The 23,293-nt window shown below is 34.5% G+C and carries 20 protein-coding genes; 8 read left to right on the forward strand and 12 right to left on the reverse strand.

The genetic code is table 11. The annotated features are described in order from the left end of the window. Nucleotides 1-162: 162 nt before the first annotated feature. From ACAM30_RS17740 to ACAM30_RS17765, 6 genes are all read right to left on the reverse strand, one after another. Nucleotides 163-1,989 (reverse strand): hypothetical protein, encoded by a 1,827-nt coding sequence (locus ACAM30_RS17740; RefSeq protein ID WP_369615904.1) that lies wholly within the window; start codon nucleotides 1,987-1,989, stop codon nucleotides 163-165. A 274-nt stretch (nucleotides 1,990-2,263) separates the two neighbouring features. Next, entirely contained in the window at nucleotides 2,264-2,794 is a 531-nt protein-coding gene (locus ACAM30_RS17745) for a mechanosensitive ion channel domain-containing protein (protein WP_202702829.1), read from the reverse strand. A 10-nt stretch (nucleotides 2,795-2,804) separates the two neighbouring features. Beyond that, nucleotides 2,805-3,389: a Maf-like protein gene (locus tag ACAM30_RS17750; protein ID WP_369615905.1), complete on the reverse strand. Its 585-nt coding sequence runs from the start codon at nucleotides 3,387-3,389 to the stop codon at nucleotides 2,805-2,807. Beyond that, nucleotides 3,382-4,308 (reverse strand): geranylgeranylglycerol-phosphate geranylgeranyltransferase, encoded by a 927-nt coding sequence (locus ACAM30_RS17755; RefSeq protein WP_369615906.1) that lies wholly within the window; start codon nucleotides 4,306-4,308, stop codon nucleotides 3,382-3,384. Before ACAM30_RS17755 ends, ACAM30_RS17750 begins: the two co-directional genes overlap by 8 nt. A gap of 190 nt (nucleotides 4,309-4,498) precedes the next feature. After that, on the reverse strand, nucleotides 4,499-5,026 hold the full coding sequence (locus ACAM30_RS17760) for a KdsC family phosphatase (protein WP_369615907.1): 528 nt from the start codon (nucleotides 5,024-5,026) through the stop codon (nucleotides 4,499-4,501). Beyond that, a complete protein-coding gene (locus ACAM30_RS17765; RefSeq protein ID WP_369615908.1) occupies nucleotides 5,010-5,771 on the reverse strand; it encodes a Rossmann-like and DUF2520 domain-containing protein in 762 nt (253 codons plus the stop codon). Before ACAM30_RS17765 ends, ACAM30_RS17760 begins: the two co-directional genes overlap by 17 nt. A 180-nt stretch (nucleotides 5,772-5,951) precedes the next feature. Between ACAM30_RS17765 and ACAM30_RS17770 the strand changes: the two genes are divergently transcribed. After that, the gene (locus ACAM30_RS17770) at nucleotides 5,952-6,905 is read left to right on the forward strand and encodes a hypothetical protein (RefSeq protein WP_369615909.1); all 954 of its coding nucleotides are present in this window, start codon (nucleotides 5,952-5,954) and stop codon (nucleotides 6,903-6,905) included. Between the two features lie 295 nt (nucleotides 6,906-7,200). Then, the gene (gene ccsA, locus ACAM30_RS17775) at nucleotides 7,201-10,407 is read left to right on the forward strand and encodes a cytochrome c biogenesis protein CcsA (protein WP_369615910.1); all 3,207 of its coding nucleotides are present in this window, start codon (nucleotides 7,201-7,203) and stop codon (nucleotides 10,405-10,407) included. Between the two features lie 271 nt (nucleotides 10,408-10,678). Here the strand turns inward: ccsA and ACAM30_RS17780 are convergent, their stop codons facing one another. The 3 genes from ACAM30_RS17780 to ACAM30_RS17790 form a co-directional block, all read right to left on the reverse strand. Continuing rightward, the gene (locus ACAM30_RS17780; RefSeq protein WP_369615911.1) at nucleotides 10,679-11,062 is read right to left on the reverse strand and encodes a DoxX family protein; all 384 of its coding nucleotides are present in this window, start codon (nucleotides 11,060-11,062) and stop codon (nucleotides 10,679-10,681) included. Nucleotides 11,063-11,152: 90 nt separating this feature from the next. Continuing rightward, the gene (locus ACAM30_RS17785; protein WP_369615912.1) at nucleotides 11,153-11,941 is read right to left on the reverse strand and encodes an anti-sigma factor; all 789 of its coding nucleotides are present in this window, start codon (nucleotides 11,939-11,941) and stop codon (nucleotides 11,153-11,155) included. Next, complete coding sequence (locus ACAM30_RS17790) at nucleotides 11,941-12,471, reverse strand: RNA polymerase sigma factor (RefSeq protein ID WP_345139403.1); 531 nt, start codon at nucleotides 12,469-12,471, stop codon at nucleotides 11,941-11,943. Before ACAM30_RS17790 ends, ACAM30_RS17785 begins: the two co-directional genes overlap by 1 nt. Nucleotides 12,472-12,825: 354 nt before the next feature. Here ACAM30_RS17790 and ACAM30_RS17795 point away from each other — a divergent pair, with 354 nt between their 5' ends. Together ACAM30_RS17795 and ACAM30_RS17800 are read left to right on the forward strand one after the other, a co-directional pair. Then, a complete protein-coding gene (locus ACAM30_RS17795; RefSeq protein WP_369615913.1) occupies nucleotides 12,826-12,975 on the forward strand; it encodes a hypothetical protein in 150 nt (49 codons plus the stop codon). Nucleotides 12,976-13,307: 332 nt separating this feature from the next. After that, nucleotides 13,308-13,895, forward strand: a complete 588-nt coding sequence (locus ACAM30_RS17800) for a glutathione peroxidase (RefSeq protein ID WP_369615914.1) — start codon at nucleotides 13,308-13,310, stop codon at nucleotides 13,893-13,895. An 85-nt stretch (nucleotides 13,896-13,980) separates the two neighbouring features. Here the strand turns inward: ACAM30_RS17800 and ACAM30_RS17805 are convergent, their stop codons facing one another. Together ACAM30_RS17805 and ACAM30_RS17810 are read right to left on the reverse strand one after the other, a co-directional pair. Next, a complete protein-coding gene (locus tag ACAM30_RS17805) occupies nucleotides 13,981-14,478 on the reverse strand; it encodes an N-acetyltransferase family protein (RefSeq protein ID WP_369615915.1) in 498 nt (165 codons plus the stop codon). 32 nt (nucleotides 14,479-14,510) lie between these two features. Further along, complete coding sequence (locus ACAM30_RS17810; protein WP_369615916.1) at nucleotides 14,511-15,686, reverse strand: thioredoxin family protein; 1,176 nt, start codon at nucleotides 15,684-15,686, stop codon at nucleotides 14,511-14,513. Nucleotides 15,687-15,863: 177 nt separating this feature from the next. Between ACAM30_RS17810 and menD the strand changes: the two genes are divergently transcribed. After that, nucleotides 15,864-17,528 carry a 2-succinyl-5-enolpyruvyl-6-hydroxy-3-cyclohexene-1-carboxylic-acid synthase gene (gene menD, locus ACAM30_RS17815; RefSeq protein ID WP_369615917.1) on the forward strand — a complete coding sequence of 555 codons (1,665 nt, stop codon included), beginning with the start codon at nucleotides 15,864-15,866 and terminating at the stop codon, nucleotides 17,526-17,528. A gap of 197 nt (nucleotides 17,529-17,725) precedes the next feature. Here the strand turns inward: menD and ACAM30_RS17820 are convergent, their stop codons facing one another. Further along, nucleotides 17,726-19,075: a M28 family metallopeptidase gene (locus ACAM30_RS17820; protein WP_369615918.1), complete on the reverse strand. Its 1,350-nt coding sequence runs from the start codon at nucleotides 19,073-19,075 to the stop codon at nucleotides 17,726-17,728. A gap of 167 nt (nucleotides 19,076-19,242) precedes the next feature. On the opposite strand from ACAM30_RS17820, the gene ACAM30_RS17825 reads away from it, so the two are divergent. From ACAM30_RS17825 to ACAM30_RS17835, 3 genes are all read left to right on the forward strand, one after another. Continuing rightward, nucleotides 19,243-20,097: a S1 RNA-binding domain-containing protein gene (locus ACAM30_RS17825; RefSeq protein ID WP_369615919.1), complete on the forward strand. Its 855-nt coding sequence runs from the start codon at nucleotides 19,243-19,245 to the stop codon at nucleotides 20,095-20,097. A gap of 679 nt (nucleotides 20,098-20,776) precedes the next feature. Next, a complete protein-coding gene (locus tag ACAM30_RS17830; protein WP_369615920.1) occupies nucleotides 20,777-21,229 on the forward strand; it encodes a hypothetical protein in 453 nt (150 codons plus the stop codon). Between the two features lie 127 nt (nucleotides 21,230-21,356). Beyond that, nucleotides 21,357-23,150 carry a zinc-dependent metalloprotease gene (locus tag ACAM30_RS17835; RefSeq protein ID WP_369615921.1) on the forward strand — a complete coding sequence of 598 codons (1,794 nt, stop codon included), beginning with the start codon at nucleotides 21,357-21,359 and terminating at the stop codon, nucleotides 23,148-23,150. Nucleotides 23,151-23,293: the final 143 nt, after the last annotated feature.

The following is a 23,293-nucleotide window of genomic DNA, read 5'->3' on the forward strand; positions in this document are numbered from 1 at the left end:
ATTCATATACTGTGCCAAAAATTAAAGCATCGTGCATTTCATCGGATAAATGATGCATTTTGACGACTTTTAAAAAAAAGAATTGGTTTTAAAGTGTTGAATACTAGATATTTTGTGGTTTGTGTTTTTTTTGAAAAAAAATAAAGAAAAATAGATTTTTTACTATTTATACTCTACAATTCTTGGTTTAGCCAGTTCAAAACTTTGTAGACCAAAATCAGAGGTCTGAAAAGTATTGGTTTTAAAAACATTATCTCCCTGAAAAGGAATAGTAGGGTAGTAAGAAAGTGAAATCTGGAAGGAACTGAATACTAAGTAGTCATTATTGATCGACAAACCGAGGGTTATTTTTTGGTAGGCTTTATTTCTTCCAACGGCATCGTTTGGACCTCCTAATACAGCCAGTCCGTAATTAAAGAACGGATTGATACGAAATCCCAGAAGAGCATAAGGAGAATAAGTTTGCGTTTGAAGAGACAGCACCACCTTATTTGTTCCATAGATCGCAGTATTAAACCCAGCCAAACCATTTTCTTCGTTAATATTAAGTTGATCTCCAATGATATTTTCCCGATTAGCACCTATAACGATGAACGGGTTTACAAACTGACGAAGTTTCCAGTCTCCGATGCGAAATAGCTTTGTAAAGTAATTGGATTCAAATGAGAAGGCCGTTTGGTAGGTTTTAGAATCATGAAAAAAAGTGCCGGCTTCCAGATTAGTACTAAAAAATCCCCAGCGGTGATAATTTCCAAAAGAGAACTGCGCTCCTGCATAAGGGCGCCATTGTTTGTTTTTGTATTGGTACCCTAAAGTAATTCCGTAGATTTTTCCAATGGGAACGTCCTCTGTCTGACCATTTCTAAAAATATAACTGTCTTTTATAAATTTGCGTCGGTTTAAACCAATTCCGCTTAAAATGAGTTTTTCATCAGAGTAAAAACGAGTAGGATCGTAGAGTTCCGTGGGAGCTTCAGTATAATTGACGTTCAGAAAACGTGCAGTTGCCACCAGGTTGGTGATACCCTCCTCATCCTGAGTTACCTTACTGGCATGTCCTGCCCAAAAGTCCTGAAAATTATTTTTAAAGGGTTGAAAAGCATACGATTTATCAGGTGCCTGCAAAGAGTCTTTTCTATAGTTCTGACCTAAATATGCACCGCCTGCCCACTTTGTTAAAGGGGAATAGAAAAGCCGTTCAATGTTGATGCTTTTCGTGTAGTTGTTATCAAGATCAATCTTGTAGTATAAAGTGGTTCCTATATAAGTATTTTTGATATTGGGAATGTTATAGCTTACTTCGTTGGCAGTACGGCCATCTTTAAATCGGTTGGTATGTTTGTAGTCCAATTGCTGCCCCGTTCCAAAAAAGTCTTTTTCTTTAATTCCAAAAGACACCTGATTACCCGAAATCGCAAACCTGGGAATGGTACTCCACGAGTCCAGAACTCTAATTGTTACATCAACTGAATCCGAAGCTACTCCGGTTATCTTATTCGTTATTCTTACAGCTGTCACATATCGTTGAGATCGTATCAAACGCTCGGATTCCTGCACTTTGTAGGTATCGTAAGGCGTATTTTTTTTAAAGAGCAATAGGTTGTAGATCGCTATTTTTTTTGTTTTTAAATGCAGTCTGTTTCCCGTTCTTTCTCCCCAGTTTTTAGGCATCTTGGCAGTATCTGTAACTGAATGCCCGAAGGGATCAAGTGTTATAATATTAATGTTCCGAATGATTTTTCCACTAAAATCAGTGGTGTCGTTTTGTGCTACAATTTCTTTTTTTTGAGTCTTGTCTCCTCTGAAGAACAGTTTATGAAGGGTTTGAGTGAATTTATTTTTTTTAGAGTAATTTCTAATTCTTTGGTAAACTTCTGTGCTGTCTTTTTTAGTTTCTGCGTTTTTCTGTGGTGGATTAACCTGTGCATAGGCGCCTTGTAAGCAAAAGCATAATAGAATAAAAACGACTATTTTTTTATTTACAGACATTATATAACTTTTTATCGGCTTAAAGGTTAATTTGTAGATGAATATAAGCAATTATTATCACTCTTTAAAACAATAGATTAGTATTTCGGTAAAGGCAATTTTGTTTATGGCGTTTCCCTCCGGGTCGGGCTGTACGCTAAATCTTTTGCAATAGGAGATTGGGGAGATGTAAAAAAGTGTAGGGATTGCAAAAGGATATCGCTGCCATCCCTAACGCTTTGAGAAGAAAAAATATTTTGTTGAATAAAGTCTTATTAAGATTTAAGAGTTTGTCTTAATCAAAAAACTCCTTTTCTTCGTATTGAACCGGCATTATCGAAATTCCTTTTTGCAGGAGTAAATTATTGGGAAAAATAATCTTTTCGCCATCCTTTGTTTTTAAGTTCACATGAAAGGCGCTAATATCCTCAATTTCTGCTTCGATTGGAAAGTCTTTATCATGAATTTTAATAGTATCTCCAATTCGGAAAGGAAAAGAAAAAAACAAAATCATTCCCGAAGTTATATTGCTCAAAATAGACCACTGAGCAAACATAGCCACTCCAATTACAGTTGCAATAGAAGAAACTGTTATAAAAATATCTTTGGTTTCAACGCCCCAAATTACAATCAGACTAATCATTACCAGTATATTCATGAGCAAATGAATGTACTTGATCACTAAATTGGTACGATGCTCCAATAACTGACTTGTACTGGCATAACGGCGAATTAGTTTCGCAACAATAATACGCAACGCTATCAGAACGAGAATCAGTATTATGGTAGTTAAGATCTCCTGGCTATATTCTTTGAAAGAAAACATAAATAAATTTTTACACTAAAGTACTCAAATATTCATAAACTTTAGCTGTTGGCAATCCCATAACATTAGTATAAGAACCTTCGACTTTTGCAACTGCCATAAAACCAAACCATTCCTGAATACCATAAGCTCCGGCTTTATCGTACGGCTTGTAATTTTCGATGTAGTACAAAATAGCTTCATCTGATAAATCATTAAATGTAACTTTTGTAATATCATTCAACAGGGTAGAAGAGTTGTTGGTCTTAAAACAAACGGACGTGATCACTTCATGAGTAGTGTTGGATAATGACTTGATCATAGCAAAGGCTTCCTCGGCATTTTTTGGTTTGCCTAGTGCTTTATTCTCATGCCAAACAATGGTATCACTGGTCACCAGAATTTCATTTTCATTTAGTTCACCTTCAAATGCACTGGCCTTTAACGCTGCCAGATAATCTGTGATTTCGACTGCTTTTAATTCAGGCGGATAGATTTCTTCTATGTCTTTTAACCTAATTTCGAAGTCAAGATCCAGGTCTTTAAAAAACTGCTGTCTGCGAGGCGATCCCGAAGCCAGAATTAAGGTATATTTTTTTAGTTTTTCTTTAAGCATTGTACTTGATGTTTAAGGTGATAACGAGAATGGATAAAATTCCGAAGAATAAAATTAGCTTTAAAACGGTACTTAAATGGTGAAATTCTTTTTGACTTTTCGCTCCAAATATTTTTACGATAAAATACAATAAAGGAGCCAGAACAAATGCAAAAGCATACAATGCAGCGATAAAAAGATTATTCTCAACAAAATAGGTTTTGATATAAAGTAAACAAGAAATAAAAGGAATTATGGCAAGTCCCAAAGCTATTTTTGCGCTTCTGCTAATTCCAATAGCGATCGGTAATGTGTTCATCCCCTGATTGTAGTCGCCATTATGATCCTCAATGTCTTTAACGATTTCCCGAATAAAATTAATCATAAAAGCAAATACAGCATAATCAGTTAAGATCGAGAAGAAACTCGCCATTTGCGCCTGATTCTCAGAATTTGTAGCAGGAAAAAGGTCGAAAATTCCAATAATCAATACACTTACCGAAAGCAATAAGGCCACAATAAAATTTCCCAGAACCATGATTTGTTTTAATGTTGTCGCATAAAAGTAAAGCAGCGAGGCAATTAAAATAAAAATCGAAGCAAACATCGGTCGCATAATGACATTAGACAAAAAGAATCCAATAGCAACTCCTGTAATATTGAGTCCAATATAAATGTTATAGGCTGTTGTTTCAGAAATTCCTTTACCAACTACAACATCAGCAGGTTTATTAATACTATCTGTTGCAACATCGTAAATGTTATTGATTACATAGCCCGCTGCTGCCAGTAAAACGGTACTTAGAACCAATAATCCGTATTGCCAGTCCGCTAAAGCTAAAGGAATATTTTGCTGTTTTAGAAAGGCATAACGAAATAATAGCTGCATAAAAGCCAGCATGAGCAGGTTTTTGTATCGAATGAGTTTGAGGAATTTCATTTTTTTTTAAGGTGCTAAGGTTCTGAGAGGCTGAGGGGCTAAGTTTTTTTGTGAGACGTAATTTGTGAGACGTAATTTGTGAGATGTGAGATGTGAGATGTGAGATGTAAGATGTAAGATGTTGAATGTAATCATTAATCTGCAATCTAAAATCTAAAATCTAAGATCTACAATCTAAAATCTACAATCCCTAGTCGTGTTTTCCGTTAAAATGTTCTGTCCATTTTCCCTGAACTTTCATTACTTGTTCGATTACGTCACGTGCGGCACCTTTTCCACCATTTACGTGTGAGATATAACGACAAATATTCTTAATTTCCGGACTTGCATCTTGCGGACAAGTTGGTAAACCTACTAATTTCATAACATGAAAATCCGGGATATCATCGCCCATATATAAAACCTGTTCCGGTTGAATGTTATAAGTCTCCGTATATTCTGTAAAAGTTGCTACTTTGTCGGGAGTTCCTAAATGAATATCATTAATCCCTAAATTACGCAAACGCACACGAACGCCTTCGTTGCTTCCGCCTGAAATAATGCAGACATTGTAACCGCTTTCAACTGCTGCTTTCATCGCATAACCATCACGAATGTTCATGGTACGAAGAATTTCTCCTTCATTGGTTACAAAAACGGAACTGTCGGTAAGTACACCATCAACATCAAAAACGAAAGTGGTGATGTCATTCATTATTTCTTTATAATTTTTTGCCATTATTTTGTATAGATTGAGTTAGTATTTTATAAATATTCTTTTGATTTTCATGGTTTAAATACTCTAAATGCGCTTCGATTGTAGAAGAATCTTTGCGTTTAGCAGGTCCGGTTTGAGCGTCAATCGGGTCTAGTGTATTTATTTTTTGAGCAGTTTCCTGTATTAAAGGTTTCAAAACGTCAAATGGCACCTGATGTTCTTTACAGATTTCCTGTCCGATTTGATACAGATGATTGGTGAAATTATTCACAAAAACGGCTGCAACATGCAGTGCCTTTCTTTGATTGGAATTAATAGGGGAAACGGACTGCGAAATGCTTTTGGCGGCTTTTTCCAAAACACGGAAATCAAAAGTGTTTTCGGCTTCCAGACAAATCGGAATTAATGAAAAGTCAACTGAGGCATTTTTAGAAAAGGTTTGAAGCGGATAAAAAACACCTCGACGATTTTTAATGTCCAAAGTCTCAATTGGAGCAGCTCCTGAGGTATGAACCACAAGACGATTTTGAAAAGGCAGTTGTTTTGAAACTTCGGAAATTGCATTGTCTGAAATCGCGATAATATACAGATCAGCTTCCAGCAAAGAGTCAAAGTTATCTGTGATTTTTTCAAAACTTACCAAAGAAGCAAGGGCTTCCTTTTTTCTCGAAAACACCTGCACAATTTCTATTGCTTCACTTTTAGAGAAAGCCTTGATCAAATGCTGGGCAACATTTCCGGAACCAATAATTGTAATTCGAATCATAGCGCAAAATTAGCATTATTTTTTTTAAAGAGTAATCATTTTAGGTAAAGAGGTTTAAAATTTCAGAATTCAATTGTCCTCTCAAAAAAAGCTGATAAGTAAGGTAAATATTGATAATTAATGCTTAAAAAATCATTTTAAGAACTAAATTTGAAAAATAAAAACTGATAATAAAAAGAAATGAAAAAAACATTTACAACACTTGCACTATTATTTATAAGTGGAGTATCCTTTGCACAACAAATAGGAAGTGGATTTGGACCAAGTATTTCCAATTTTACTACAGATTTAAAATCTGGTGTTTATTCAGGTCTAAATCCTGTGGGCATGACTTTAGATAATAGTTATACCGGCTGGCAGCATTTGTTTGTACTTAGACATGATAATCCGGATAATAATCATCAGTTACAAATTGCATCCTCATTTAGTACGAATGATAGATTGTTTTTTAGAAAAATAGCAGTTTTAGGAAGTTTATCGTCATCAAATCCTTCTTGGGTAGAAGTGGCAACACGAGGGGCCAATATTTTTACAGGAGATCAGGCTGTTAATGGTGGAATTTCGAGCTCAGCTTCAGGAGATTTAGGAGGGTATTTAAGTTTAGTAAATTATTCAAAAACATCTCCTTCAACTGCTACGAGATGGACTATATATAACATGACAGGCCCTTATGGAAACAGTTTGCAATTTTGGGCATATGATAATTTAAGTTGTGCTGGAGGTTTATGTAGTAATCGATTTACCATAATGGATAACGGAAATGTTGGTATTGGAACAACAACTCCTCAAAACAAGTTAGATGTAAACGGAACAATTCACTCAAAAGAAGTAAAAGTCGATATGATTGGCTGGTCAGATTTTGTTTTTAAAAAAGAGTATGATTTACCTACATTGGCTGAAGTTGAAAAGCACATTAAAGAGAAAGGACATTTAGAAAATATTCCTAGTGAGAAAGAAGTTTTGGAAAACGGAATCAGTCTGGGAGAAATGAATGCTAAACTTTTACAGAAAATTGAAGAGTTGACATTATATTCCATTCAGCAATCAAAAGAGATTGAACTACTTAAAGAAGAGAATAAATCATTTAAAACACTGGCAGAAAGACTTTCTAAAATTGAACAAAAAGTTAAGTAAAGTTTAGCCACAGATTATACGGATTGTAATGATTTTGTTGATTTGTTTAGAAAGTACGTACTGTACTAAATAAAGCTTGCTAAAAGAATAAATCTTTTTTTAATCCTGTAATCTGTGGCATAAAAAAACAGATTCATGTACTGAATTATTGATTTGTAAGATTAAGCGTATATTTTTTTAAAAAATGATTTGATTTACTAATTTATATTTGGTTTTTATTAACAAATTACAGCCGTTGCAAATCAACATTTTTAAGTATTTTTGTGCCACTTTTATACAATGTAATTCCTTAAAAATGGATAAAAAAATATTCTCTTTTTTGTTTTCTACACGATTAATGGCCGTTCTTTTTATAGCATTCGCAGTTGCAATGGGTGTTGGAACTTTTATCGAAAGTAAGTACAACACAGATACAGCCCGAATTTTAATCTATAATACCTGGTGGTTTGAGGCGATAATGGTCATTTTTATGATTAATTTCTTTGGAAACATCAAACGTTACCAATTACATAAAAAGGAAAAATGGGCTACTTTATTACTTCACCTGGCCTTTATTTTTATTCTTTTAGGGGCTTTTATTACGAGATATATCAGTTATGAAGGAATGATGCCTATCCGAGAAGGGGCTGCTGAGAATCAAATTTATTCTGATAAAACATTCCTGACGATTTTTGCAGACGGAGAATATAAGGGAGAAATGAAACGCAGAGTTTTTGAGAAAAACCTGTTATTTTCGCCTGTTACCAATAATGATTTTACGATTTCCGGAAAATTCGACGAAACTCCATTCGAAGTATCGTATGTGAATTACATCATGGGAGCTAAAGAGACTATAAAACCGGATCCAACAGGAACGTTATACTTAAAAATGGTAGAAGCAGGTTCTGGCGGACGTGAGGAACATTACCTGAAAGAAGGTGAAGTACAAAACATTCACAATGTACTATTTGCGTTAAACAAACCAACTGCAGGTGCAATTAATATCAATACCACAGGAGACAAATATACTATTCAAACGCCTTTTGAAGGAGAGTTTATGCGAATGGCCGATCAGTTAAAAGGTAAGGTGAGTAAAGATAACGTACAGCCTCTAATGATGCGTTCTTTGTACAGTATTGGTGATATCAGAATTGTATTTCCTGACCCTGCTGTTAAAGGAGTGGTTGATTATGAGTCTAATAACGATTACAAAGCAAAATCACATCATGATGCTTTGATTGTAAAAATTAAAGCGGACGGACAAGAAAAACAAGTGAGACTTTTAGGGTCTAAAGGAAGTGTTGGAGAACCTCAGACAGTTAAAATTGGAAAAATCGAATACAGTCTGTTCTACGGAAGTAAAGCGTATGTTTTACCTTTCAAAGTGAAATTAAACGATTTTATCGCTACAAAATATCCGGGAACTGAGAAAAGCTATTCTTCTTTTGAAAGTAAAGTAACCGTTCAGGATTCTACAGAAACATTTAATGCTGATATTTATATGAACCACGTTTTAGATCACAAAGGATATAGATTCTTTCAATCCTCATTTGATCCGGACGAAAAAGGAACAGTATTGTCTGTAAATCACGATTTCTGGGGAACTAATATTACTTATTTAGGCTATTTTCTTTTATACATAGGCTTAATGGCTATTATGTTTACCAAACATTCCCGTTTTGGCGATTTGAAACGCAAATTAGAAGGCGTAAAAAAGAAAAAAGAAAAACTAATTACCATTTTAGTTTTAATGATTGGTTTAAGCGGTTTCGCTCAGGCTCCGCATGTGCACACACCAGGACACAATCACGATCACAATACAGATCCAAACGATCATGCCAATCACGTAACCGCACCGCCAAGTCAGAAACAGTTAGATTCGTTATTGACGATTTACAAAGCTCCTGAATCGCATGCGGCTAAATTTGGGCGTTTGATTATTCAGGACGCAGGGGGAAGAATGAAACCGGTGAATACTTTTTCATCTGAATTACTTAGAAAAGTAAGCCAGAGTGATACGTACAACGGAATGAATTCTGATCAGGTATTCTTGTCTATGACGCAGTATGCTCAAGTTTGGATACAGATTCCTTTGATTCATCTAAGGGCAGGAAATGACAGTATTCGTAAAATTATTGGCGTAGACAAAGAGGCTAAACGTGCTGCGTTTGTACAATTTTTTGATGCTAACGGAAATTATAAACTGTCACCATTTTTAGACGCAGCTTATAAAGCGGCAAATCCAAACCAGTTTGAGAAGGATTTTATCGATACTGATAAAAGAGTTAATCTGATGGAATCGGCTTTAAGCGGCAGTATTTTGAGAATTTTTCCAATTCCGAATGACCCAAATCACAAATGGGTTTCTTATTTAGAAAGACAGCAGGGAGGGTTTAAAGGTATGGATTCGACTTATGTGACGCAGATTCTGCCAATGTACTTTAGCGCGTTAAACAATGGTTCAATGACTAAAAACTTTAATACATCCGATCAGCTGGTTGAAAGTATTAATGGTTTTCAAAAGAAGTTTGGAGCTAAAGTACGACCAAGCGAAGAGAAAATTGATGCCGAAATAACGTATAACAAGTACGATATTTTCAAAAAATTACCGTACTGGTATCTTACCGTTTCAGTCTTGATGTTGATGTTCACTATTGTAAATATCTTTTTTGAGAAAAAATGGCTTCGCATAACGGTAAATGTTTTTCATATCCTGGTAGGACTATTGTTTGCACTGCACACTTTAGGGCTTATTGCACGATGGTACATCTCAGGTCATGCTCCGTGGAGTAATGCTTATGAATCGATTATATATGTAGCATGGGCAACAATGTTCTTTGGATTGGCTTTTGACAGAAAATCAAAACTTACCGTAGCGTCATCTGCTTTTGTAACCGCAATGATTGTAATGGCAGCTTATATGAACTGGATCGATCCTGAAATTGCGAACTTACAACCGGTATTGAACTCGTATTGGTTAATGATTCACGTAGCAGTAATTGTGGGAAGTTATGGTCCTTTTGCATTAGGAATGATTTTAGGCTTTGTGGCCTTGGTATTGATTTTCTTTACCAATGAAAAGAACAAAGCTAAAATGGATTTAAATATCAAAGAGATTACTTATATCAATGAGATGTCGATTACGATTGGTTTAATCATGCTAACGATCGGTAACTTCTTAGGAGGACAGTGGGCTAACGAGAGCTGGGGACGTTACTGGGGATGGGATCCAAAAGAAACATGGGCTTTAATCTCGATTATGGTATATGCTTTTGTGATTCACGCACGTTTTGTACCGGCACTTAGAGGAAAATGGATCTTTAATTTAATGAGCATGTTCGCTTTTGTGTCAATATTGTTCACGTATTATGGAGTAAACTTCCACTTAGTAGGTTTACACTCTTATGCCACAGGAGAAGCACATTCATTAAGCTGGATTTGGTATTCGCTAGGAACCATTACGCTAATTGGAGCTATCACGTATCCTAAATACCGTAAACACTATAAAAGCAAGAAAAAGTAGTAAATAATATAAAAAAAAGATTCAGCTTAGCTGAATCTTTTTTTTGCTTAAAAGTAAGTTTCTCCAGAATTAATTAGGATTAAATCCGATGAGTGACATTAATAAGTATACACATTTAACACATAGTCCCGATGCATCGGGATATGTTTGTGTGTCAAAAGAATATAAAAAAGAAACATATTTCTCACGCATAGTAGTTTCTGTGTGTTTTAAGAAAGTGAAACGCCTTTTTGAAGCGTGTGAAATCTATGTTTCTATGTGTTAAGAATAATTACACAATACTCTTTTTAAATCCATTAGGGTACATAATGACTATTAAAACAATTATTAATAGAAAGTTATATTCCGCACCGTTTCTACCACCGCCTACAACAAACCAGCCTTCCTGAAAATGAACAAGGATTATTCCCATAATCAATATAAGAATAGTGACAAATCCGGCCGGTTTAACATATTTGTTAATAAGCAGCAGAAAGGCTGCCACTACATGAGATAGTTTGATAGACCAGGCCAGAAAAACGCCAAAAGGAGCGAAGCCAATTTGATTTAAATATAGATTTCCAAAGTCATTGATTCCGTTGTTAAACATTCCGAAAACAGAATGAGTTAGTAGAATAATAGCGACCGCAGTTCTTAAAAGTAAATTTCCATTCATGTTTTTTTCGATTTATTTTGATTGAAAGTAATAAAAAAAACGCATATTGAATTGAATATGCGTTTCTTAAGTGGTAAAATGTATTGTGTTTTAAACTTTTCCTAAAGTATACAATTGTTCCATAGTAGGAGTCAGACTTCCTCCGGCAGGTTCTAACGTAATTCCAAAAGCCTCAGCCGAGTCGGTTTGATTTACAGCGAATATCTTTTGAGAGTTTCCTTCAAAATCGCTCAGTAAACCGATACTGGTTGGCGTTAGTACAGGACTTAATTTTAAAGCCCAAACCTGATATACCATTCCTTTTGGAGGTTTCGGTAAACCGGCAGCATCAATATAGGTTGTTTTCGTTTCTTTGTTCCAATACACTTTTGCAAATGAGCTTGGAGAAACGGCTTGTCCGCCAAGTGTTACACCAGTGTTTTTGATATCTCTTACGATGGACAGACTTTTTTCTGTTTGCTTATTCTGCTGATCTAAGAAGGCGTAATCTTTTTCAATTTTGTTTTTCTCAGTACCAACAGTTGTAATAGCTTCTTTCGTTTTTGTCAATTCCAGAGTTTGATATCCAAAGCCTAAAAGCAGTAACACTGCCGCAGCCCAGCCTACATATTGCGACCAGTTCGAAGCTGGTTTCATTTCGACTACTTTGCCGTGTTTCAGCTCTAAACGGGCTTTTATCTTCTCAAAATTGGCTACCGAGTGAAAAGGAGAAAAACTTGATGATAAAGCTACAATAGCTTTCTCTATCGAAATAATTTCCTGATCAACTTCCGGGTTTTTCTTAGCCAGTTCGGCTATTTCCAGATTTTCAGTTTCGGTCAATAAACCATAAACGTATAGTTCCAGAATTCCTGATTCTATATACTCTTTTGCTTCCATTATATTTTTAGATAATTTCTTAGATCATTAATACAGTTTCTGTTTTGCGTTTTGATAGTCCCCAATGGCATTGCCAATTCTTCTGAAGCTTCTTGTTGGGTATATCCTTTAAAAAATAATAAATCTATAATCTCGATACATTTTGGTTTTAATTTTTTTACAAATTCTTGTATTCCAATAGTATCAATTCGATTAATAAGTTTATTACTGTCATCTAACAGATTTACGAAATTATCTGAAGAAAGGTTTTTTTGACTGTTATTAAAATTTTTGGATCTTAACTTGTCAATGGAGGTATTCCTTGCAATATTAAGGATCCAGGTGTAAAATCGGCCTTTGCTCTCATTATAAGAATCGATGTTTTTCCAGATTTTGACAAAAACTTCCTGTAAAACATCTTCGGCTTCCTCACGGTTTTTTATGAGAACATTAATAACAGAAAACAAACTTTTAGAGTACATATCGTACAAATGCGTAAAAGCTCGTTCGTCTTTCTTGTAAATTAAAACTAATAATTCTTCTTGACTCATAGGTGTGGTATTTTAAGTTGGAACAAAATTTTGAGACACATTATGTCTAACCTGAGATAAAGATAATTTATTTTTTCATGAAATTTTCAATTTTTTTAGTAGTCTTAAACCTAGTAAAACAAGGGGTTCGAAAAAAATATCATTTTTTTTCGATTTTTTTAAAACCAAAAGCAATCCAATTACGTAAATGCTATTATAACATCAGATTTATATTGTCGTAAATAGCAAAAGCTTAGAAATGAAGTAGATTCAAATTTAGTAACAGCACTTTTGCTTTAATAATTAGTAATGAAAAATAATATTTAGAAAGAGTAAATCGTAAAGGAAGTCTTAATAAATAAAAATTTATTTGTCATGAATAGCTTAAATAAACTGAAAATACTGATTGTTGGTTTGACTACAGTTTTGTCGATGGCGGGATTGAGTAAAAATGATTTTCGCAAAGGACTTGTTCACAAGAATTCAGAGTTTGTAATAAACGATAATACATTATTTAGGAATTAGTAGATAAGTTGATGTCTTCGGACTTCCAAAAAATGTAGGTAGTCCAACTCTTGCCCAGAATAAAAGATAAAAGCCGTTAAAAAAGATACGCCTGAGGGATTGGAATTTTAAAATGTATGAGCACTAAAACCGGGGCATCAACTATTTTTAATCTAACGATATAAAAAGGGAATAACAATTAATTCATGGTTTGATTTGTTTGTATGGGGGGAAGCCTAACGTCTGATTAACGTTAGGCTTCATTTTTTTATTTAACGTATGTTTAGCAAAAAATAAAGAATCTAAAGTGATTTTGAGAAGAGAATTTAACTAATTTTATAAAAAAATAAACAATGAAAAAAGTAGTATTTATAGCTTGTAGTATCGTCCTTTTGTTTGGTACTAAAATTCAGGCACAAACCAGTAAAGAGAAATTATCTAAAACGGATAAACCTATGACAAAAGAAACCATTTATCAATTTAAGGTAGAAGATTTATCAGGAGATACTTTTGATTTTGCTTCGCTAAAAGGAAAAAAAGTGATGATTGTTAACACGGCATCCAAATGCGGTTTAACTCCTCAATACAAAGATCTTGAGGCAATTTACAAGGAGTATAAAGATAAAGGATTTGTAATTGTTGGTTTTCCGGCTAATAATTTTGCAGAGCAGGAGCCAGGAACCAACAAAGAAATTGAGACATTCTGCCAGCAAAATTATGGTGTCACTTTTCCAATGATGGATAAAGTTTCGGTAAAAGGAAATGATATGTGTGAAGTGTATAAATTCTTAACGCAAAAATCAAAAAACGGCTTAAAGGATTCTGAGGTAGAATGGAACTTCCAAAAATACCTGATTAACGAAAAAGGAGAGTTGGTAAAAGTAATTAAACCAAGAACATTGCCAACAGATCCTGAAGTAATCAACTGGATCAAGAGCTAGTTAAAGAATTAAGAATGTAAAATAAAACCACAAATCTAAATATTAAATTTAGGTTTGTGGTTTTTTTTATAGAATCGCGTTAGAACTATTGTAGTATCAGTTGCATGAAAACCAGATCGAGCCAATGATCAAACTTGTATCCCACTTCACGCAAGGTTCCGGTTACAACAAATCCAAACTTTTCGTGAAAAGCAATGCTACTGGCATTATCGGCATCAATGGCTCCAATCATTACGTGATAGCCCTGTTCTTTAGCCAAACGAATGAGCTCTGACAGTAACTGAGATCCAATGCCCTTTCCGATAACATTATCTACTACATATACAGAATGCTCTACGGTATATTGATACCCAATTTTCTCGCGGAATTGCCCGTAACTCCCAAATCCAACTACCTCACCATCTAATTCAGCAATTACTATGGGTAAGTTTTTAGCTTTTTTGTCTTCAAACCATTTTGTTTGAACTTCTAGAGTCTGGATTTCATAACTGTAATTTGCAGTGGTGTGCAGAATGGAATAGTTTACAATATTCAGAATCTTTTCTAAATCATTTGTTGTTGCCGGTCTAAGGTTTAGGCTCATAGTTTTTGGGTATATGCATTTTTTCTAGAAAATTATTTATTTAGTTCTGCCAGTAAAGCGTCAACTTCTTTGGAATTCCAGTTCATTTCTTTGGAGATTTCTTTGGCATCTTTGGCATATTGCAAGGCCAGTTTCTTATCTTTTATTTTCTGGTAAAGCCTTGCCAGTAACAGATTTCCATCGTAAGAATCATTCAGTTCAATAGCATGTTTTACCCATACGATTGCTTTTTTTAAACTTTCCGTATCTGAAATATGTTTTAAATAAGTTTGCCCGATATCTTTCAGGAAGCTGGCATCGTTCCAGACCAATTTCTGGGTGTTTTCGAGTGTTACTTTCTTGTAAAATTGCCATTTTTCAGTTCTTTCTGCCAGAGTTAAATCAAATTTAAAAACCAGAGAATCTACTTTTTGCAAACGTATTGATTTTGCAACTTCTCTTTGTTTGTAATAATTAGTCGTGTCTAAATTATCGACATACGGACGAAGTGACTCTGTAATTATATTTTCAATTTTACGGTCAATACGATTTTGTGAAGCTACTGCGGCAAATTCCTTCTGATGGTTCAGTACATATTGAAATTCTCTCGATTTGATATCCGTAACTCCGTTGGCAATCGCGCGCCAGTTGATTTCACTTACCAATTGCGTGTCAGATTGTGTATTGAGATAAATATGTGTTGGAATTGATAATTCTGTACGATCTTTTCCTTTTTTCAATGTGTTCAGATAGTTGAAAAATTTGTTGACATTAGAAGGATCAGCGAGAAACTCTTTTTCGAGATAGGGCAATTGCAGTTTCGGATTTAAGGCATTATTTACTTCCGTCATAAAAAACTCTTTTTTTAATTCACCTTTTAAGGCGTACAAAAGAGTTTCATTAGCAGGGTCTATGAATAAAAAGGAGGGAAGCGATTTTGTATTGAACTTATTCTTAAGCGTAGTTCCTTCGTCTTTTTCAATATTTTTCCAGACACAGACATAATTCTTTTTTAGAAAATCAATCACAGCGGGATCACTAAAAACTTCTTTTTTCATCAGATTGCAATGCGGACACCAATCGGCATAAAGCATTAAAAAAACAGGTTTTCCTTGCGCTTTGGCATTGTTTAGAGCGGTATTATATGGCACATCATCAGGAACAAATTGATTTTGAGCCGATGTAGTCTGAATGAATATAAAAAGAAATAATAAATATAAGAAACGCATAAACGGTTTGTTTTGGATAGAAATAATCAGTTTTACAAATATATTCCCTTTTTAGTGAAACTCCCTTTAATATCTTCCTATTTATAAGTTAAATCCAATGTGAAGTTTGTAACTTTGTGAGGTTAAAAAAGAGTTTTAAAGTTGTAAATCTCTTTTCAAAAGTAATACACCATAAGAATGATTTACCCCAAAATAGCGCTTGCACAAAGCATTATCGAAATTTGCTCAGGCAAAGGAATCACTAATATTATTATTTCTCCGGGATCAAGAAATGCTCCTCTAACGATAGGATTTGCTCAAAACCCTAATTTTAACTGTTACAGTATTGCCGATGAGCGCTGCGCTGCTTTTTTTGCATTAGGAATTGCCCAGCAAACTAAAATGCCTACCGCAGTTGTTTGTACTTCGGGTTCAGCCTTGTTAAACTATTATCCGGCTGTAGCAGAAGCATTTTACAGTCAGATTCCACTTATTGTTATTTCGGCCGACCGTCCGCAAAGCAAGATTGATATTGGTGACGGACAAACCATTCGTCAGGAGAATGTTTTTCAGAATCATTCTGTTTATAATGCAAATTTGACTGAAGAAGCTTCAACAGAAAATGATTTAAAGATCAACAAAGCTATAGAAATGGCTATACTTCAAAAAGGTCCTGTTCATATTAATGCCCCTTTTGAAGAACCTTTGTACGAAACTGTTTCAGAACTTTCTGTAAAACCAACTATTACCCAGTTAAAGGAAATTATCGAAACAAAAATCATAGAAAATAAAGCAGAAGCTGTTTCCGTTTGGAATACTTCAAAAAGAAAATTAATTCTGATTGGGGGAATAAACGAAGCCAATTCTGTCGATAGAGAAATTCTGGAAAACTTCGCCAAAGATCCTTCAATTGTAGTACTTACAGAGACCACATCCAATTTGCATCATCCGAGTTTTATTAACAGCATCGATACTTTAATTACACCATTTGATGATGCTGATTTTAAAGATCTTGAGCCTGAGGTTTTAATTACCTTTGGAGGTATGATTGTGTCCAAACGTATTAAAGCCTTTTTACGAAAATACAAACCTGAACATCACTGGCACATAGATACTTTACGTGCTTACGATACATTCAATGCTTTAACGAAGCATTTTGTAATGGAACCTAATGACTTTTTCAAAGAATTGCTTCAGGAAACAGAATTCGTTTCAAGCGATTATTTTTCTAAAATTGATAAAATTTACGATTTAAGAAAAATCAGAAAAGAAGAATATCTGCGTAAAATTGCGTTCTCAGATTTTAAAGTATTTGAAAAAATAATCGGGTCACTTCCTAAAAACAGTCAGTTGCAAATTAGCAATAGTTCGGCCATTAGATATGCACAGTTAATTGAGACTGATCCTTCGATTGAAGTGTATTGTAACCGCGGAACCAGTGGAATTGACGGAAGTACTTCGACTGCCATAGGAGCTGCTTTAGCAAGCGGAAAACAAACTGTTTTTATTACCGGTGACATTAGTTTTCTCTACGACAGCAATGCTTTATGGAATTCGTACATACCTGAAAATTTCAAGATTATTTTAATCAATAATGGTGGAGGGGGGATTTTTAGGATTTTACCGGGACACGAAGAAAAACCGGTTTTTAATACCTATTTCGAAACCTCACATCATTTGACCGCTGAGCATTTGGCCAAAATGTATAAGATCAATTATTTTACAGCGAAAGATGAGGAATCTTTAACAGGAGGAATTAAGTCGCTTTATGAGACAAACAATGCTCCTTGTATTTTGGAAGTATTCACGCCAACTTTGGAGAATGATGTTGTTTTAAAACAATACTTTAAAGAATTGATTTAATTAAAAAAGACTGAATTTCTTTTTGTAAAAAAAAAAGATTCAGTCTTTATTTTAATGATGGATAGAATTAATGCTGTGCTTATTCAAGTTAGCTTAATTACCCTTCTGGCAAAGTGTTATGCTGTCCGGCTGAGCGGAGTCGAAGCCTTCGTTTCGATTGACCAGTTTCAGACTTTGTTCAGACGGACTTATTAGACTTAACGAATTGGAATCGGAAATACTGGTAAACTGGCATGTCCTAAAGCATCAACACTTTGTATGGCAAAAAAGTAATTGTCTTTAGAATATGGAATTTCGGCCTTGGTTTCTTTCACAAAAAAAGTTTTCTCCCAATGTGATGACGAAGTTTCTCTCATTAAAATCTGATAACCAAAAGGCGTTTGTCCTTCAGGTGCAGTCCAGGCTAAAGCAGAAGAATTGGAAAGTTCTTTTACTTCGATCCCCACATTTACAGGAGCTTTTGGCGACCATGCCAAATTAGCCAGTGTTGCTAAGTTTGAGCAGGTATTTTTTCTCAAATAGTCAAAATCCATGAATTCAGCAAGATCACCGTATTGAATACCATTTTCAGTTCTTAAATCCTGATGCTGATGATTGAAATTTTCATTCATTTCGCAGAAACGAACAGCGGTAAAGCCGTTTTGACTGAACGGAGTATGGTCTCCGCCACGAAGAAAACGATCGTTTCTGTAAACCAGTTTCACTTTTAACTGATCTACATATTGCTCTGTGACAGTTTTGATATAACGAGCCAATAATCGTGACGGACTGTCGTTATCACGGTTTGTTGCCTTGCGCATCTTGGCTTCCTCTTCAGTTTCTGTAAACGGAATGGTCTCGCTAAAAACTCTGATTTGAGTGTTATCTCTTAAATTGGTACCGCTTGAGAGACTATTACCAATCATATCGTTATTAAGCATAGCTACAATATTCCAGTTGGCTGTTTTGGCCAATTCTGCTAAATGACGGGCACCGTAAAGCCCTTGTTCTTCACCGGTTACGGCGACAAAAATGATGGTAGCGGGAAATGATCTTTTGCTCATTACTTTGGCCAGTTCAATAACCGCAGCAACACCGGAACCGTCATCATTAGCACCAGGAGCATCAGATTTGACATTCATAACATCAGAAACTCTCGAATCAAGGTGTCCGCTGATGATAAGAACACGGTTATCGTTTGGATCGGTGCCTTTTAAGGTGGCTATCACATTTCCGATCTGACTGTCTTTGGCAATTCGCTTTCCATCGGCTTTTACATCAAAATAATCAATTTTAGAAGTCAGCCTTCCGCCGGACTCCAGCGCAAATCTATCAAACTCCGATTTCACCCATTGCTGTGCTGCGCCAATGCCTTTGGTTTTACTTTTGGTATCGCTAAGTGTATGTCTGGTGCCGAAAGAAACTAATTTGTGTATAGTTGCTTCGAGATTTTCGGCTTTGATTTCTCCGATCATTTTTTTGATTTCGGGATCCTCTGTGACCTGTGAAGTGGAAATATGAGTAATAAATAAGAAAGTAAAAATAGAGTAGAAAATGGTCTTTTTCATTGGTTTTGGATTAATTATAGGTTCTCAAATGTAACCAAAAGGAATAAATTAGAGCAAGATGCAGTTGTCTTTTTTTAATTAGAAACATTTTTAGGATTACCATTTTCAAACTTCGTACATTTGCAGCTCGAAACTTAGCTGCTTTAACAGCTTAGAATTTTTAGTATATGATTGAAATAGGAAAATACAATACCCTTACTATACTTCGTGATACCAAAGTTGGTTTATTTTTAGGAAATCCTGAAAAAGACCCGGAAGGAATTCATGATATTTTATTGCCAAACAAATACGTTCCGAACGAATTTGAAATTGGTGAAGAATTAATCGTTTTTGTTTATTTGGATCACGAACAGCGTCCGGTAGCAACCACTTTAGAACCTTACATTCTTTTAAATGAATTTGCTTTATTGAGAGTAAACTACATTAATAACGTAGGTGCTTTTATGGATTGGGGAATGGAAAAAGACATTCTTGTTCCGTTTAAAGAACAAGCTCGTCCGATGGAAAAAGGTAAACGTTACTTGGTTTATTTGTATATGGACAAAAAAACAAATCGTTTGGTAGCATCAAGCAAAACCAATCAGTTTTTGAGCAATGAGCAGCTGACCGTTGAAAAAGGGGAGGAAGTAGAATTGATTGTTTCTCATATTACAGAGATTGGTATTAATGTAATTATTAATGAGAAACACAAAGGATTGCTGTACAAAGACGAGGTATATGATGACGCCATCAGAACCGGAGACAGAATGCGTGGTTACATTAAAAACATTCGTCCTGATCATAAAATCGACGTTGCATTGCAAGTTCAGGGATACCAAAGTATTGAGCCAAATGCAGAGAAAATTTTAGATGAATTAAGAGCCAGTCGCGGTTTCTTACGTTTGAATGATAATTCGCATCCTGAAGACATTAAAACGGTACTCAAAATGAGTAAAAAAACATTTAAAAAGGCAATTGGAGCTTTGTATAAAGAAAAACTCATTGAAATAAAAGAAGACGGAATTTATTTGGTAAAAGAGTAAAATTTCTGATTCATTAAATTTTAAAATCCAAATTTCAATACTAGTATTGAAATTTGGATTTTTTTTTAAGTTTTTGCTGTCTGGAAAAAGTAGAGAAAGTAAAGTAAAAAAAAGTTTTCGCCATAAGGGTCAATTTATACAAGGGTTCAATAGAAGAATATAGAAAGATGATTTGAAAATGATTATCTGAATTTCAGTATAAAACCAGATATGAGTATTATTTATTTGTAGGAAAAAACACATATTACAAGTTGTTGTTTGTATGTGACCATTTATTACATCTATCAGTACAGTTATTTGTTTTGTCGTGACATTTTATTTTTTTAACATAAATTTACTTACATAAAATAATCAATCAAAATTCAACATCAGTTTAGATGTAATGCGTTTTGCTTGTTAATACATAATTAATTGATAACCTTAATATGTATTGACAAGCTTTAAAGTAAAATAAATAGTGCAGGTTCTCATTTTTTCATGTATTCAGACATATAACTTGTACTTAGAATGTGAGTCGAAATAAGTGTTTTAAAATAAGTGTTATAAGTAAAAAATAGAGGCTCTCCCTTACTCTAAAACTATAAAAATTTTTGTTTTTAATCAAAGCTGATTTTAAAAGTAAAAGTCTAAATCAGGAAGTAAATTTTAGAAAATGTTTAATCAATTAAAACTATCAATTATGAAAAATTCAAATTCTGTACTAAAAAATGGTAAAAAACAATTGATTTCTGAGAAAACTAAATTTTCAGCAAATGCAAAAAATGTATTGTTTGCTGTATTATTTGTTTTTACTGCAAAAACAGGTTATACGCAGTCTAATCTATCACAACTTTATCAGGATAAAAATGGAAACATAGGTATTGGGACTACTATCCCTGATAGTAAGTTACATATTTTAGGCAGTAATATACCTACAGGGCAGGGTCAGCAAAATTTTCCTTTTACTGCTGAAGCCTATATCCCGGGATTTGATTGGACCGTCGGATATCGCTTTGGCTTGGGACTTGTAACCGGAAGTAATAATCGTACATCCTCACAGATTCAAATCATTGACCAAAATAAGAAAATTGAAACGTTGAGTGAAAAGAATGAAGCATTGAGCAAAAAAAATGATGTATTGAGTAAAAGATAGAAGTCTTCGAAAGCCAGAGTAGTCAGCATAAATAATATACGTTTTCTTCACGATTTAATTTTTATTCTGAATAGGTGATAAATACCGCTGAATTCTTACTGATTTTAAAGTTTAATAAGAGACAATTATGAAAAAAAAATATACTATTTTGAGTTTTATATTTTGTTTTTCGGGCTTTATGTATGCTCAAAAAACAGAAGGCAGTGGTGTTATGAGCTATCCGGATAATAATATAAAGGTAGTTGGAGAGAAAATATTTTGGTCTGCAAATCCCAAAACAGACAATAACAGTGAGTCTGATTTACTGACCGTATATTACAAAGGACTTTACAACCGTCGTAACAGCTATTTGAGCGGTATTAAAGGAACCATAGATAAACCCGGAGGTTACATCAAGATCGAGGTGCATGCGTACGACAGCAAGAGAGCAGGAGGGTTGCAGCTATTGACAAACGATGAGAAGACATTTGTAACCAGACGGATCTATAATGTGGAAATCACTCAAAGTTCCCCAAATGTATTCTCTAAAACAACAAAAGAGGTGAATTATCAATACTGGGATTATGGTCTTCAGATTGGTAAGATTTCTTCCGATGATATAAAAATACTGGGTGCCCAATCATTGAATGCAGTTACAACGAATTGTGGAAGCTGGGCCAGGGACTGGCTCCGGGCTTTCAGCCTTGTAAGTTCTTCCTGTTCTTTGGAAATAGATAAGGATAAACTGATACAGTTAGAAAACCAGCCCGTAGTGGTAAAAATTTCGATGAAAGATGCAACTCTGGTAGACACACGTGTTCCTGCTGTAGCAGCAAATGAAAACCTAAAATCAATAATACAAAAAGAGTATCCTTATTTTATTATTAAAAAAGTAAATGTAGAGGTTTTGGAAGCTCCGGAAGACAATAATACGGCTAATTATTACAAAGATCTGATACAGAACTCATTTGTGTGGGCGAATAAAGTATATACTGATAAAACTGGTAAAACTTTACCAGATGATGCGGTGGTAGCGGGTGCTAAAATGGGCAACCCAAGGATTGTATTCAAAGATATCGATATTACTATTAGCAAAGGATTAAAGCAAAAGTATGCCCCAGATAAGTTAATAACTGTAGAGGGAGACGGTGAGATTAACATGATGAGTACGACTAAAGATCAAATATTCATTAAGTATGTATCTGATATAGGTGATAATAATTTATCAGGAATGACTCTTAGTTGGCCTGATCCTTATGAAAGGAATAAATTAAAAACTGCTTATATAATCTTAAATTACAACTACGGTAGTAATGATCCTAACTTAATGCAGAGGAAAGAAATAGCTTCGCACGAGCTTGGTCATTATTTTGGATTAGATCATACTTTTCAGGGTGGTTGCATTGGTCCAAATGATAGAATTAGTGATACTCCTCCGGCAGAAGAAACATCTGTACAGTTTTATAAGGATTGTATTGCCCCTGTTCAATGTACCGGGCAGAGAAGATTAATAGAGAATATTATGGATTATAGCAATTGTACATTTATGACTACCCCGGGTCAGGTTAGAGTAATGAGGAATACCATTAGAAAGGATTTCCCTGATTTATATACTACTCAGAAATCTACGGATGCTGCGATCAATACAGATCTTAAGATTACAGTGACAGATTTAAGATCCGGTAAAACAGGCAGGAGTAAGAGAGAGGCTTTGGAAAAAGAAGCAGAAAACTCGCAAAACATCGTTTTATATCCTAATCCGGTTAAAGATATTTTAACTATTTCTAATATAAAAAATGAAGAATATGTAATTTATAATTTAACCGGACAGCAAATATTAGCTGGCAGTACCCAGACAGGACAGATTAATGTTAGTATTCTCCCAAGAGGTTTGTATATCATTAAGATAAAGAATAGTAGTAAGCAGTTTATTAAAGAATAGAAGACTTGTAGTATAAGTAAAGAGATGTTCTATTTATTTTTCCTGATATAGCCATGGTCAAATTTTAGACCTGATCCATGATTCTACTTATCTTTATAGTTTGTTTAATAACAGGAAAGGCTACTCATTACAAGTAACCTTTC

Source organism: Flavobacterium sp. CFS9, assembly GCF_041154745.1.
Lineage (GTDB): Bacteria > Bacteroidota > Bacteroidia > Flavobacteriales > Flavobacteriaceae > Flavobacterium.